Below are 13,009 nucleotides of genomic sequence, written 5' to 3' on the forward strand. Positions count from 1 at the left end.
ACGGCGGGGGTGGAGGGCCGGACGGCAGCGGAGCGTATCCGACCCCGCTGCCGAATCCGACAACTCAGCCTACGTTCACGGCCTTCCAGGCAGCCCCGACCGCGGAGTACTCCGCACTCCCGGCCCCGTAGAGGTCCTTCGCCGCACTGAGCGTCGCAGACCGCGCCCCCGCGTAGTTCGTCGAGGACGTCATGTAGACCGTCAGCGCCCGGTACCAGATCTTGCCGAGCTTCCCCCGGCCGATCCCCGTCACCGAAGAGCCGTCACAGGTGGGGGAGTTGTAGCTGACGCCGTTCACCGTCCTCGCCCCGCTGCCCTCGGCCAGCAGATACGCGAAGTGGTTGCCGATGCCCGACGAGTAGTGGACGTCGAGGTCCGCCGTCCCGGTGCTCCAGCAGTCGACCGAGACACTGTCCTTCGACGGCTTGTCCATGTACCGCAGGGCGCTCCGGCCGAGCCCCGACCGGACGACCTTCTCGCCGATCAGATAGTCGCCCGGATCCGAGGAGTTGCCCGCGTGGAACTCCACGAGCGACCCGAAGATGTCCGACGTCGCCTCGTTCAGGCCACCGGACTCGCCCGAGTACGTCAGCGCGGCCGTCTTCGACGTCACGCCGTGCGTCATCTCGTGGCCGGCCACGTCCAGCGACACCAGCGGCCCGAGCTGGTTGCCGTCACCGTCGCCGTACGTCATGCAGAAGCAGGTGTCGTCCCAGAAGGCGTTGTTGTAGTCGTTCCCGTAGTGCACGCGGTTGAACGAGCCCTTGCCGTCACCCGCGATGCCGTTACGGCCGTGGACGTCCTTGTAGTAGTCCCACGTCACGTCCGTGCCGTACTGAGCGTCCACCGCGGCCGTCGCACGGTCGCTCGCCGCACCGGTGCCCCAGCGGTTGTCGGCGTCCGTGAAGACGGTCGACGGGGCACGGCTGAGGCAGATGGTCAGGATGCACAGGTCGGTCTTGTTCGCCGCGTCCCCGGTGTACGTGCCTCCGCGCGTGGCGTCCTTCAACTGGTACGTCGACCCCGACGCCGTCGTCTCCAGCGGCACCGTGCCCGCGTACAGCGACTTCCCGTCGCCCGCTGCCTGCTCGATGCTGTCCCACGCGTCGATCTTCGCCCCGGTGCGGGCGTCCGTCAGCACCGTGCGGGCGACCGGGTTACCGGCGGAGTCCTGGGCGACGGCATCGGTCCGCCAGGCCAGCTTCGGGGCGCCGTGCAGGGCGTCTACCACCAGCTCGGGCTTGGACGTGAGCCTCTTCAGCGTCTCGCCGACGTTGGCCGCACGCAGCACGGTCGCCGCGAGGTCGGCCGCCTTGGGCGCCGAGACCTTGGGCGTCACGCTCGACAGGGACAGCGCGTCCTTCGTCGCGCGGGAGGCGCTGCGGTACGTACCGTCCTTCGCCAGGTGGACGACGAAGTCGCCGCCGAGAACCGGGAGTTGGCGGTAGGTGCGGTCGTAGCGGACGTGCTGGGTGCCGTCCGCGTCCACGATCACGTCCCGCACGGCGGTGTCCGTGGCTGCCGTCAGCCCCAGGCTCCCCGCGCGATCCTTCAGGGCCGACGCCGCGTTCTTCAGCGCGGTGGCCCTGGTCGGACTGTCGTCCGCACCGGCGTTGGGGGAGAGCGTGGTGGCCAGCAGGGTGGCGGTGGTGGCGGCGATGCCGGCCGTGGCGAGTCGGGAACCACTCAGGTGCGGCCGTATTCGGCTCATCGGTCTCCTTCGAGCAGGCGGGAGCACAGAAGATGACCAAGATTCAAGGGGCCGTGCGTATGCCGTGGACAGGGTGAGTACGTGCAGGTGTGTGAGGGGAGAGGACCGTTTCTGCGAAGGCGGTGATCCTGGTGTGCGCACCGGTGCCGCCGAGGCCGGCATCCCGAGCGCACGCCCCCGGCCGGTACGCTGCGCCTCGGCCGCCCGCCGAGGCCCCCGGCCACCTGCTCAGCCCCAGCCCCAGTCCCAGCCCTGCGCCGTGCCGGCGCCCGCGCCCGCGCCGAGGAGACGGCCCGAAGTGACCCCGCCGCCCCTGCCCTTCTTCGTCTACGGCACCCTCCGCCCCGGCGAGCCCAACCACGACGCCCTCCTGCGCGGCCGCACCCTCACGGAGGAACCGGCACGACTGGCCGGGGCGGTGCTGTACGACGGCCCCGGCTACCCGTACGCCGTCGAGGCCCTGGGCGGCAGCGGCACGGTGCACGGCGACCTCGTCACGGCCCGACCCGAGGACTACCCCGCGCTCCTCGCCGCCCTGGACCACCTGGAGGAGTACGTCCCGAACGACCCGCACAGCCTCTACGAACGCGTCGCCCGCGAGGTACTCCGCGACACCGACGGAACGGCCGTACAAGCCTGGGTATATGTCGCGGCGCCCCCAGTCGCAGCCCGCCTGCGCTCCCGAGGCAGACTCATCGAGACCGGCGACTGGACGACACGGCGGCTTGGCTGAGTCGGGTGCCGTTGCGGATGAGTGAGCGGCGGCTCGGCTGAGTGAGGTGGCGGCGCGCTTGTGCCGAGTGTCGGCGCGGCTGTGCCGAGTGGCCGCGCGGCTGGGTCGGGTGCCGGTGTGGCTGAGTGAGGTGGCGGGCGCCCGGCAGTGAAACAGGCGGCGCCGCCCGGCTGTGCGGAGCGTCGGCGGGGGCCGAGCCAAGAAGCTCGCCCGGCCCGGCCGAGCGGCTATCCGATTGGGGCGAGCGTTCATGAGGCGCCAACTGGCGCATTTTGCCTATGACTTCACCGCGAGAGCGGCGCCTGGGCGACACGGCTGGCTGGCTGAGTTGGGGTGCGGTGCGGCAGGGTGCGGCGGGCGTCAGGCTCGCGGAGCGTCGGCCGCGCCGAGCCAAGGGGCCGCCGGGCCCGGCCGAGTGCCTGTCCGATTGGGGCGAGCAGCCGCACCGCCTCCGACTGGCCCAGTCCACATACGACTTCACCGTGATGGCGGTGCCGGGGCGGCACGGCCGCCTGGCTGGGTCGGGTGCCGGTGTGGCTGAGTGAGGTGGCGGGCGCCGGCTGGGCGCAGTGTCGGCGGGGTCGAGGCAAGTGGCCGCCCGGCTGAGTCCGGTCGCATGTGGCCGTGTCGTCGTCGCCCGAATGCCCACCCAACCGAGCGGAGCAGCCCCCGTACCCAAAAACCCCCGCCCGACTAGGACTTCACCGCCTCCACCCGCACCGCGCATGCCTTGAACTCCGGCATGCGTGATGTCGGGTCGAGTGCCGGGTTGGTCAGGGTGTTGGCGCGGCCCTCGCCCGGCCAGTGGAAGGGCATGAAGACGGTGTCGGGGCGGATGCCGGTCGTGATGCGGGCGGGGGCCACCGCACGGCCCCGGCGTGAGACCACGGCCACCGGGTCGCCCTCGGCCGCCCCGAGCCGTGCCGCAAGGCGGGGGTGCAGTTCCACGAAGGGGCCCGGCGCGGCGGCGTTCAGTTCGGGGACGCGGCGGGTCTGGGTGCCGGACTGGTACTGCGCCACGACCCGGCCGGTCGTGAGGAGGACCGGGTACTCGTCGTCGGGTTCCTCGGCGGCCGCACGGTGCGACACGGGGACGAACCGCGCCCGTATGTCCGGCGTGGCGAACCGGTCGAGGAAGAGGCGCGGCGTGCCGGGGTGCGCGGCGGCGCTCCTGCCCTCTTCGCCGGCCGCGCTCACCGCCGGACACGGCCAGAACACCCCGTCCTCCTCCGCCAGCCTCCGATACGTGATCCCCGAGTAGTCAGCAGGCCCACCCGCACTCGCCCGCCGCAGTTCCTCGAACACCTCCTCGGCGTCGGTCGGGAAGCCCTTCTCCAGGGCCGTTCCCTTTCCGTCACCCAGCCGCGCGGCGAGCTCGTGCATGACCTCCAGGTCGCTGCGCACCCCCTCCGGCGGGCCGATCGCCCGCCGGCGCAGCAGCACCCGGCCCTCCAGGTTGGTCGTCGTGCCCGTCTCCTCCGCCCACTGCGTGACCGGAAGGACGACGTCCGCGAGTGCGGCCGTCTCCGACAGCACCACGTCACACACCGCAAGGAAATCAAGGGACTTGATCCGCTCCTCGATGTGCGCGGCACGCGGCGCCGACACCACCGGGTTGGAGCCCATCAGCAGCAGCGACTTGATGTCCGAGCCGAGCGCGTCCAGCAGCTCGTACGCACTGCGCCCCGGCCCGGGCAGGCTGTCCGGGTCCACGCCCCACACCTCGGCGACATGCCGCCGCGCCGCAGGGTCGTCCAGCTTGCGGTAGCCGGGCAGCTGGTCGGCCTTCTGGCCGTGCTCGCGTCCGCCCTGCCCGTTGCCCTGCCCGGTGAGACAGCCGTACCCGGACAGCGGCCGGCCCGCCCGTCCCGTCGCCAGGCACAGGTTGATCCACGCGCCCACCGTGTCCGTGCCCTTGGACTGCTGCTCGGGCCCGCGCGCGGTGAGCACCATCGCGTGCTCCGGCTCGCAGAACAGCCTTACGGCTTCCCGGAGTTGAGGAACGGACACCCCCGTGATCCGCTCCACGTACTCCGGCCAGTGCGCCATCGCCGCCGCCCGCGCGTCCTCCCAGCCGGCCGTGCGCTCCTGGACGTACTCCTCGTCCACCCGCCCCTCGGCGACGACCAGGTGCAGCAGCCCGAGGGCCAGCGCGAGGTCGGTGCCGGGGCGGGGTGCCAGGTGCAGGTCGGCCTGCTCGGCGGTCTTCGTGCGGCGCGGGTCGACGACGACGAGCGTGCCGCCGTTCTCGCGCAGCTCGTTGAAGAAGCGGAGCGACGGCGGCATCGTCTCCGCGAGGTTGGAGCCGACGAGGATGACGCAGCCCGTCCGAGGGATGTCCTCGAGCGGGAACGGCAGCCCCCGGTCCAGGCCGAACGCCTTGATCCCGGCCGCGGCCGCCGACGACATGCAGAAACGGCCGTTGTAGTCGATCTGCGAGGTGCCGAGCACGATCCTCGCGAACTTGCCGAGGCTGTACGCCTTCTCGTTCGTCAGTCCTCCGCCGCCGAAGACCCCGCACGCGTCCGGGCCATGTTCCGTACGCGTGCGGGCGAGGCCCTCGGCGACGCGGTCCAGCGCCTCGTCCCAGGTGGCCGGCACGAGCGTGCCGCCCGACCGCACCAGCGGCGAGGTCAGGCGGACGCTCGACTCCAGCACCGCTGGCGCCGTACGGCCCTTGCCGCACAGCGCCCCCTTGTTCACCGGGAAGTCCGGCCGCTCGACCACCGCGACACCCCCGCCCTGCAAGGGCGTGAGGTTCATTCCGCACTGCAGGGCGCAGTACGGGCAGTGCGTGGGCGTCGCGGAGTTCGGCATGTCGTACAGCGTGCTTCGGGCGTGTTACGTGCGGCACGGCTCCCTGTTACGCGTCCGGGACGGTGACCTCTTCGCCGGCGTCGGGGCGCCGTGAGGCGAGCCGTCCTTGTCGACACGGCCCGGCACGCCGAAGGGCGGGAGCAGGGCATCGGCCCCGCTCCCGCCCGGTCAGGGACGGTCCTTGGTCAGAGGACGCCCTTGGTCAGCACTCGTAGGCGTAGTACGGAGTGTCGCCGGGCTCCAGACCGATCCTCGCGGTCTCGCCCGGACCGATCTGGATGCACGGCGGGTCGAACCCGTCGACCTCGACGGTCGCGTAGATCGTGTACCCGCACTCGTTCCAGATGTCCGCCCAGCCGTAGCCGTAGGCGACGACGTGGGCGCAGCCCGGCTCCCTCGCGTCAGCGGCCTCGGCCGCGGTGGCGGTACCCGCCGCGGTCGCCCCGGTGAGCAGTGCCACCACGGCGGCCGTGGCGAACAGCGAGCGAAGACGAGTCATCAGGTGTCCTTTCCCCCAGGTCGCGGCAGGCGGCCCGATCCGCCCCCGCACTGCCGTGGACACTATGGGTAGTCGCTCGGCTACGGACAGCTTCCGCCGGGCTCTTCACACAGTTGGCTGGCGTGCGCGCGTCAAAACCTGCGCGTAAGAGCATCCGCCACCCCGCCCGGGCGCCTCACCGCTCCGCCGCCAACGCGTTCGCCACCCCCGCCTCCCGCGGCCCGAGGAACCGGGGATCCGGCTCGAACACGGCGTCCAGGGCCGCCTTTCCGGCCGCGAGGATCTCCCGCGTCCCGCCGTAGTACCAGGTGGCGTCGTGGCGGGCGTCGACCCCGACCCCGTACGACGTCACGCCCGCCTCCTGGCACAGCGCGACCGCCCGCCGGATGTGGAAGCCCTGGCTGATCAGCACCGCCTCGTCGACGCCGAAGATCTTCTTCGCGCGGACGCAGGAGTCCCAGGTGTCGAACCCGGCGTAGTCGCTGACGATGCGGGAGTCGGGCACGCCGTGCCTGGTCAGATACGTCCGCATGGCGTCGGGCTCGTCATAGTCCTTGCGGCTGTTGTCGCCGGTGACGAGGACGACCTCGATCCGCCCTTCGCGGTACAGCTCGGCCGCCGCGTCGAGCCGGTGCGCGAGGTAGGGGGACGGCTCGCCCTCCCACAGTCCGGCGCCGAAGACGACCGCGACTTCGGTGCGCGGCACGTCGGCCTTGGTGTGCAGCCGGCCGTCGGTCACGACGTACATCCAGGTGGCCGGAAGCAGCCCCAGCACGCACCCGGCCATCACGGCCTGCACCAGCCGCCGCTGCCCCGCGCGGGTGCGCGGCAGACGTGGTCTTCGCAGCTTCGGTCGGCGCATGTGGATGGTCCCTCCCCGGTCGGCGAACCGCCTGTCCTCGACACAAAGGGACGTCCCGTCAGCCCCCGCGGTTCACCCCGGGTGACGTGACCAGGTTCACTCCGACTGCGAAACCGCAGGTCACCACACCTCACACACCCCGCACCCCCCGCGGTGAACCCGGTGTAAAAACCCGTCATTCCCGCGCAACGGGGAGGCAACGTCCTGCCGCCACCATCGGTTCATGACGGCGTCGAACCCGCTTCACGACGAGTCCACGACGGCCCACCTCGACAGTACGGCGCACCTCATGAACCGGATCAGCAGCCAGCTCGCCAGCCAGCTCAGCCTCGTCTCGCTCGACGGCAGACGGCGGCCCGAACCGCCCGCGCTCGTCGTCGTGGCCCACGGCAGCCGCGACCCGCGCGCCCTGAGCACCGTACGCGCGCTCCTCGACAAGGTCCGCGCCCTGCGCCCCGGCCTGCCGGTCCACCTCGGCCACATCGAGCTGAACGAGCCCCTGCTCCCCGACACCCTCGCCGCCCTCGGCACCCGCGAGGCGGTCCTCGTCCCTCTCCTCCTCAGCCGCGGCTACCACGTCAAGCGGGACATCCCCGAGATGGCCGCCGAAGCCGACGTCCACGCGCGCGTGGCCCCCGCACTCGGCCCGCACCCCCTGCTGGTCGAGGCCCTGTACGCCCGCCTCGTCGAGGCCGGCTGGCGCAACCGCATGGACGAGCCCACCCGCCGAGCGAGCGCGGTCGTGCTGGCAGCGGCCGGCTCCCGCGACCCCGCTTCCAAGGTCGACACGGCCCACACGGCCCACCTCCTGGCCAACCGCCTGGGCGTCCCGGTGATCCCGGCCTACGCGACCACGGCGACCCCGACGGTCCCGGAAGCCATCACCGCCCTGGCGGCCCGGGGCCGCACACGGGTAGCGGTCGCCTCCTACTTCACGGCCCCGGGCCGCTTCGCAACGGAGTGCGCGGAGACGGCCCCGTGGATCGCGGCGGCCCCGCTGGGCACGCACCCGGCCATGGCGAAGCTGATCCTTCACCACTACGACCGGACAGCGCGGACTCCGGCCACCACGGCGCCTGAACTGGCGTCGGCTTGAAACGCCGGGCGGGACGGCCAACCCAGGGGCGCGGGACTGTATCGACTTGCGGCTCCGCCGCGTGGGCGCGACCGGCCCGCCGCAACCCGCACCAGGCCCTGTCGTTTGGATCATCCCGGCGTCGCGGGCCCTGGCACGCGCATCTGCGGCCTTGTCGTCGGTCGCCGACTCCCCCACGCTCGAACCGGCTTCGCGCTGCTCGCGCGGGGGACCCCCATCGCGTTGACTCCCTCCTCGTCTTGCAGCTGGACGCCCCAGGCCCCACGCCCCCCAATCCCGGCTTCGCTTGAGCGGGAGGGTCCCCCACCGCGGCACCGGTCGAAGGCCCAAGTACGTCCAGTACGAGGGCCTCCGCCCGGCACGCCGAGAGCACGCACCAGACGCCGCGGGGCCCGTCCTCCGGGCGAACGACGGGACTATGCGGACACGACCTAGCACGCCAACGGATCTCGGCAGACGAGTAGGCGCAAGGCAGTCCTCCGTTTGTCAGCGCCTGCCTTTAATGTCGGGTGCATGAACTACGACGAGTCGGCCATCGAGCGCTGGGCTGTCGAGCCGGACAAACGCCCCGGCCGCACCGCCTTCCAACGCGACCGCGCCCGAGTACTCCACTCCGCGGCCCTGAGAAGACTCGCCGGCAAGACACAGGTAGTCACCCCAGGAACCCACAGCCATGCCTGGGACCCCAGCCCCCGCACCCGCCTGACCCACTCCCTGGAGTGCGCCCAGGTCGGCCGAGAGCTCGGCGCAGCCCTCGGCTGCGACCCCGACCTCGTGGAAGCAGCCTGCCTCTCCCACGACCTCGGCCACCCCCCTTTCGGGCACAACGGCGAAGTGGCACTGAACGAATTCGCCGAGGACTGCGGCGGCTTCGAGGGCAACGCCCAGTCCCTGCGGCTCCTCACCCGCATCGAACCCAAGCGGTTCACCCCGGAGGGCTCCGTCGGCCTCAACCTCACCCGCGCCACCCTCGACGCCGCCACCAAGTACCCCTGGCCGCGCGGCGCCCACCCGACCGACCCGAAGTCCCCGAAGTTCGGTGTCTACGATGACGACCGTCCGGTCTTCGACTGGGTCCGCAAGGACGCCCCCGGCACCCGCACCACCTTCGAGGCCCAGGTCATGGACTGGTCCGACGACGTGGCCTACTCGGTGCACGACGTCGAGGACGGCCTGCACGCCGGCCACATCGACCCCAACTGCCTGCACGCCGAGCCGGAGCGGCAGGAGATCTTCGCGGTCGCCATCGGCCGGTACGTCCCCGAGGGCACCGACCCGGCCGAGCTGGCCGCCGCCCTCGACCGGCTCCAGGAAGAACCGTGGTGGCCGCACGGCTACGACGGTTCGGCCGTCGCCCAGGCCCGTCTGAAGGACGCCACCAGCCAGCTCATCGGCCGGTTCTGCCTGGCCGCCGAGAGCGCCACGCGCACCGCGTACGGCGCTGGCCGGCTCTCCCGCTACGCCGCCGAACTCGTCGTACCGCACGAGACGCGCCTGGAGTGCGCGGTCCTCAAGGCCGTCGCCGACCGGTACGTCATGCAGCGCGCCGAGCAGGAGCGGCTCCGTGCCGACCAGCGCATCGTGGTCGCCGAGCTGGCCGAGGCGCTCACCGCCCGTGCGCCCGAAGGGCTGGACCCGCAGTTCCGGGCCCTGTTCGACGAGGCCGAGGACGACCGTGCCCGCAAGCGTGTGATCGTCGACCAGATCGCCTCCCTGACGGACGCGTCGGCCCGCACCCTGCACAGACGGCTCACTCAGCGCGCCTGACGGGACCCGGGACACGGGGGTGGTGCGCTCACCCGACCGGTACGGGTGAGACACCTGTGGCGAACGGGCACTCGAAAGTGACCCTGCGTGGCCTGATCGGGTCACCCCCTCTTCCCGCATCACGCTGCGTGCGGGACGCTCATGTGGCGGCACCCTTACGAGGAGGCATCAAGTGGTCGACGCGGATCAGACATTCGTCATCGTCGGAGGCGGACTCGCCGGCGCCAAGGCGGCCGAGACGCTCCGAGCGGAGGGCTTCACCGGGCGGGTGATATTGATCTGCGACGAGCGCGACCACCCGTACGAGCGGCCGCCCCTCTCCAAGGGCTATCTCCTCGGCAAGGAGGAGCGCGACAGCGTCTTCGTGCACGAGCCCGCCTGGTACGCGCGCAACGACATCGAGCTGCACCTCGGCCAGACCGTCGACGCGATCGACCGTACGGCGAAGACGGTGCGGTTCGGCGAGGACGGCACCGTCGTCCACTACGACAAGCTCCTGCTGGCCACCGGCGCCGAGCCGCGCCGCCTGGACATCCCGGGCACGGACCTGACCGGCGTCCACCATCTGCGCCGGCTCGCGCACGCCGAGCGCCTCAAGGGCGTCCTCACCTCGCTCGGCCGCGACAACGGCCACATCGTGATCGCCGGCGCCGGCTGGATCGGCCTGGAGGTCGCGGCGGCGGCCCGCGAGTACGGCGCCGAGGTCACCGTGATCGAGCCGGAGCCGACGCCGCTGCACGGAGTGCTGGGCCCCGAGCTGGGCGGACTCTTCGCCGAGCTGCACCGTGAGCGCGGCGTGCGCTTCCACTTCGGGCGGCGGCTGACGGAGATCGTCGGCCAGGACGGCATGGTGCTGGCCGCCCGCACGGACGACGGCGAGGAGCACCCCGCGCACGACGTCCTGGCGGCCATCGGCGCCGCCCCGCGCACCTCGCTGGCGGAGTCGGCCGGGCTGGAGATCGCCCACCGCTCCTACGGCCGCGGCGTCGTGGTCGACGAACGGCTGCGCACCTCCGACCCCGACATCTACGCGGCCGGCGACGTCGCCTCCTTCCCGCACGCCCTCTTCGACACCCGGCTGCGCGTGGAGCACTGGGCCAACGCGCTCAACGGCGGCCCGGCCGCGGCGCGGGCGATGCTGGGCCGCGACGTCACCTACGACCGCGTGCCCTACTTCTTCTCCGACCAGTACGACTTGGGCATGGAGTACAGCGGATGGGCGCCGCCGGGGTCGTACGACGAGGTGGTGATCCGCGGGGACGCCGGGAAGCGGGAGTTCATCGCGTTCTGGGTGAAGGACGGCCGGGTGCTGGCCGGGATGAATGTGAACGTGTGGGACGTCACAGACCCCATTCAGCAGCTGATCCGCTCGAAGGCACAGGTGAACACGGACGCCTTGGCGGACCCGCACATTCCACTCGAATCCCTCGCACCGTAGGTGTCAGTCCGCACCCGTGCTGCAATTCCCGGGGGACAACCCCCGGACCCCCCGGCCGAAGGCCGGACTCGCCCCAGGAGTGTCAGTTCTGCCCCGTAGAATCACCACGTGGCAGGACGGATCAACGACGAGGACGTAAAGGCGGTACGGGACGCGGTCCCGATCGACGCCGTGGTGTCTGAGTACCTCCAGCTGCGCAACGCCGGGGGCGGGAACCTCAAGGGGCTGTGCCCCTTCCATGACGAGAAGTCGCCGTCCTTCCAGGTCAGCCCGAGCAAGGGGTTCTTCCACTGCTTCGGCTGCCAGGAGGGCGGCGACACCATCACGTTCGTGATGAAGGTCGACCACCTCTCGTTCTCCGAGGCAGTCGAGCGGCTCGCCGCCCAGGCCGGCATCACCCTGCGTTACGAGGAGGGCGGGTACAACCCGTCCCACCAGCGCGGCGAGCGGATCCGCCTGGTCGAGGCCCACAAGATCGCCGCCGACTGGTATGCCGAGCAGCTCGCGAGCAGCCCCGAGGCCGACACCGGCCGGATCTTCCTCGCCGAGCGCGGCTTCGACCAGGCCGCCGCCGTCCACTTCGGTGTCGGCTACAGCCCCCAGGGCTGGGACCACCTGACCCGCTATCTGCGCGGCAAGGGCTTCACCGACAAGGAACTGCTCCTGTCCGGGCTGTCGCAGGAGGGCCGCCGCGGCCCCATCGACCGCTTCCGGGGCCGCCTGATGTGGCCGATCCGCGACATCGGCGGCGACGTGGTCGGCTTCGGCGCCCGCAAGCTGTACGAGGCGGACAACGGACCCAAGTACCTCAACACCCCCGACACGGCGATCTACAAGAAGTCCAACGTCCTCTACGGCATCGACCTCGCCAAGAAGGACATCGCGAAGTCGAGCCGCGCGGTCGTCGTCGAGGGCTACACGGACGTCATGGCCTGCCACCTCGCCGGCGTCACGACCGCCATCGCCACCTGCGGCACGGCCTTCGGCGGCGACCACATCAAGATCCTGCGCCGACTGCTGATGGACAACGGCTCGGCCCGCGTCATCTTCACCTTCGACGGCGACGCGGCCGGCCAGAAGGCGGCCCTGCGCGCCTTCGAGGACGACCAGAAGTTCGCGGCGGAGACGTACATCGCCATCGCGCCCGACGGCATGGACCCCTGCGAGCTGCGCCTGGCCAAGGGCGACGACGCGGTCGCCGACCTGGCCGAACCCCGCACCCCCCTCTTCGAGTTCGCGCTGCGCCAGATCGTCCTGCGCTACGACCTGGACACCCCCGCGGGCCGCGCCTCCGCGCTGGACGAGGCGGCCCCGATCGTCGCCCGCATCAAGAACAGCGGCGCCCAGCACGAGGTGGCCGTCCAGCTCGCCGGCATGCTCGGCATCCTGGACACCCAGTTCGTCGTCAAGCGGGTGGCACAGCTGGCGCGTTGGGCCCGCGACCGGGGCGGACGGGGCCCGGCCCCGCAGTCCCGCGACGCGCGGCAGTACGACGCCGCCCCCGGCCCCCGCACCTCCGGCCCGGCTCTCACCCTCCGTAACCCGGTCTACGCCACCGAGCGCGAACTCCTCAAACTCGCCCTCCAACGCCCCGAGTTGGCATCCCCGGCCTTCGACGCATACGGCGTCGACGAGTTCACCGCCGCGCCCTACGCCGCCGTACGCCAGACGATCATGGACGCGGGCGGCGCGGAGTTCGGCATCCGGGACCCGCAGGAGTACCTGGTCCGCGTCCGCGAGGCGGCCCCCGACGACCAGGTCCGCGCGATGGTCACGGAACTGGCGGTCGAGCCGATCATGCGCCGCACCGTCGACGAGGTGTACGCGGGCACGGTCCTGGTCCAGGTCCGCCGCCGCGCGGTGGAGCGCCGAATCCGCGACATCCAGTCCCAGATGACCCGCCTGTCCTCGGGCGGCGACCCCGCCCAACTGGCCGCCGTACAGAACGAGCTGTGGGTGCTCCAGCAATACGACCAGGCATTGCAGGGGCAGGGCGCCGCGGCGCTCTGACGGATCCGCGGGCTTCCGCGTACGGCAGGATAACCACGCGGTCACGGACCGGACGCAAAAAGTCACCGCACGCCCC

At 71.7% G+C, this 13,009-nt stretch carries 10 protein-coding genes; 6 read left to right on the top strand and 4 right to left on the bottom strand.

Features of this window, described 5'->3' with window-relative positions; translation table 11 throughout:
• Positions 1-64 precede the first annotated feature (64 nt).
• Positions 65-1,711, bottom strand: coding sequence for a M4 family metallopeptidase (locus ACZ7L5_RS05880; RefSeq protein WP_471514764.1), 1,647 nt, complete (start codon positions 1,709-1,711; stop codon positions 65-67).
• A gap of 298 nt (positions 1,712-2,009) precedes the next feature.
• On the opposite strand from ACZ7L5_RS05880, the gene ACZ7L5_RS05885 reads away from it, so the two are divergent.
• Together ACZ7L5_RS05885 and ACZ7L5_RS05890 are read left to right on the top strand one after the other, a co-directional pair.
• Positions 2,010-2,444: a gamma-glutamylcyclotransferase family protein gene (locus ACZ7L5_RS05885; RefSeq protein ID WP_471514766.1), complete on the top strand. Its 435-nt coding sequence runs from the start codon at positions 2,010-2,012 to the stop codon at positions 2,442-2,444.
• 278 nt (positions 2,445-2,722) lie between these two features.
• The gene (locus ACZ7L5_RS05890; protein WP_471514768.1) at positions 2,723-2,989 is read left to right on the top strand and encodes a hypothetical protein; all 267 of its coding nucleotides are present in this window, start codon (positions 2,723-2,725) and stop codon (positions 2,987-2,989) included.
• 148 nt (positions 2,990-3,137) lie between these two features.
• Here ACZ7L5_RS05890 and ACZ7L5_RS05895 read toward each other — a convergent pair whose 3' ends face one another.
• The 3 genes from ACZ7L5_RS05895 to ACZ7L5_RS05905 all read right to left on the bottom strand — a co-directional run bounded on the left by ACZ7L5_RS05895 (position 3,138) and on the right by ACZ7L5_RS05905 (position 6,622).
• The gene (locus ACZ7L5_RS05895; protein ID WP_471514770.1) at positions 3,138-5,261 is read right to left on the bottom strand and encodes a molybdopterin oxidoreductase family protein; all 2,124 of its coding nucleotides are present in this window, start codon (positions 5,259-5,261) and stop codon (positions 3,138-3,140) included.
• A 202-nt stretch (positions 5,262-5,463) separates the two neighbouring features.
• Positions 5,464-5,760: a hypothetical protein gene (locus tag ACZ7L5_RS05900; RefSeq protein ID WP_467480752.1), complete on the bottom strand. Its 297-nt coding sequence runs from the start codon at positions 5,758-5,760 to the stop codon at positions 5,464-5,466.
• A 175-nt stretch (positions 5,761-5,935) separates the two neighbouring features.
• Positions 5,936-6,622, bottom strand: a complete 687-nt coding sequence (locus ACZ7L5_RS05905) for a SanA/YdcF family protein (RefSeq protein ID WP_328881844.1) — start codon at positions 6,620-6,622, stop codon at positions 5,936-5,938.
• A gap of 223 nt (positions 6,623-6,845) precedes the next feature.
• Here ACZ7L5_RS05905 and ACZ7L5_RS05910 point away from each other — a divergent pair, with 223 nt between their 5' ends.
• The 4 genes from ACZ7L5_RS05910 (at position 6,846) to dnaG (ending at position 12,933) form a co-directional block, all read left to right on the top strand.
• A complete protein-coding gene (locus tag ACZ7L5_RS05910) occupies positions 6,846-7,718 on the top strand; it encodes a sirohydrochlorin chelatase (RefSeq protein ID WP_471514772.1) in 873 nt (290 codons plus the stop codon).
• A gap of 513 nt (positions 7,719-8,231) precedes the next feature.
• Positions 8,232-9,485 (top strand): deoxyguanosinetriphosphate triphosphohydrolase, encoded by a 1,254-nt coding sequence (locus tag ACZ7L5_RS05915; protein WP_471514774.1) that lies wholly within the window; start codon positions 8,232-8,234, stop codon positions 9,483-9,485.
• A gap of 172 nt (positions 9,486-9,657) precedes the next feature.
• Positions 9,658-10,923 carry an NAD(P)/FAD-dependent oxidoreductase gene (locus ACZ7L5_RS05920; RefSeq protein WP_471514776.1) on the top strand — a complete coding sequence of 422 codons (1,266 nt, stop codon included), beginning with the start codon at positions 9,658-9,660 and terminating at the stop codon, positions 10,921-10,923.
• Between the two features lie 108 nt (positions 10,924-11,031).
• Positions 11,032-12,933 (top strand): DNA primase, encoded by a 1,902-nt coding sequence (gene dnaG, locus ACZ7L5_RS05925; protein ID WP_471514778.1) that lies wholly within the window; start codon positions 11,032-11,034, stop codon positions 12,931-12,933.
• The last annotated feature ends 76 nt before the right edge of the window (positions 12,934-13,009 follow it).

Source organism: Streptomyces sp. NPDC107528, assembly GCF_055639295.1.

Coding starts and splice junctions, on each gene's coding strand:
- ACZ7L5_RS05880 (WP_471514764.1), bottom strand. CDS start 1,711: ATGAGCCGAATACGGCCGCACCTGAGTGGTTCCCGACTCGCCACGGCC.
- ACZ7L5_RS05890 (WP_471514768.1), top strand. CDS start 2,723: ATGACTTCACCGCGAGAGCGGCGCCTGGGCGACACGGCTGGCTGGCTG.
- ACZ7L5_RS05895 (WP_471514770.1), bottom strand. CDS start 5,261: ATGCCGAACTCCGCGACGCCCACGCACTGCCCGTACTGCGCCCTGCAG.
- ACZ7L5_RS05900 (WP_467480752.1), bottom strand. CDS start 5,760: ATGACTCGTCTTCGCTCGCTGTTCGCCACGGCCGCCGTGGTGGCACTG.
- ACZ7L5_RS05905 (WP_328881844.1), bottom strand. CDS start 6,622: ATGCGCCGACCGAAGCTGCGAAGACCACGTCTGCCGCGCACCCGCGCG.
- ACZ7L5_RS05910 (WP_471514772.1), top strand. CDS start 6,846: ATGACGGCGTCGAACCCGCTTCACGACGAGTCCACGACGGCCCACCTC.
- ACZ7L5_RS05915 (WP_471514774.1), top strand. CDS start 8,232: ATGAACTACGACGAGTCGGCCATCGAGCGCTGGGCTGTCGAGCCGGAC.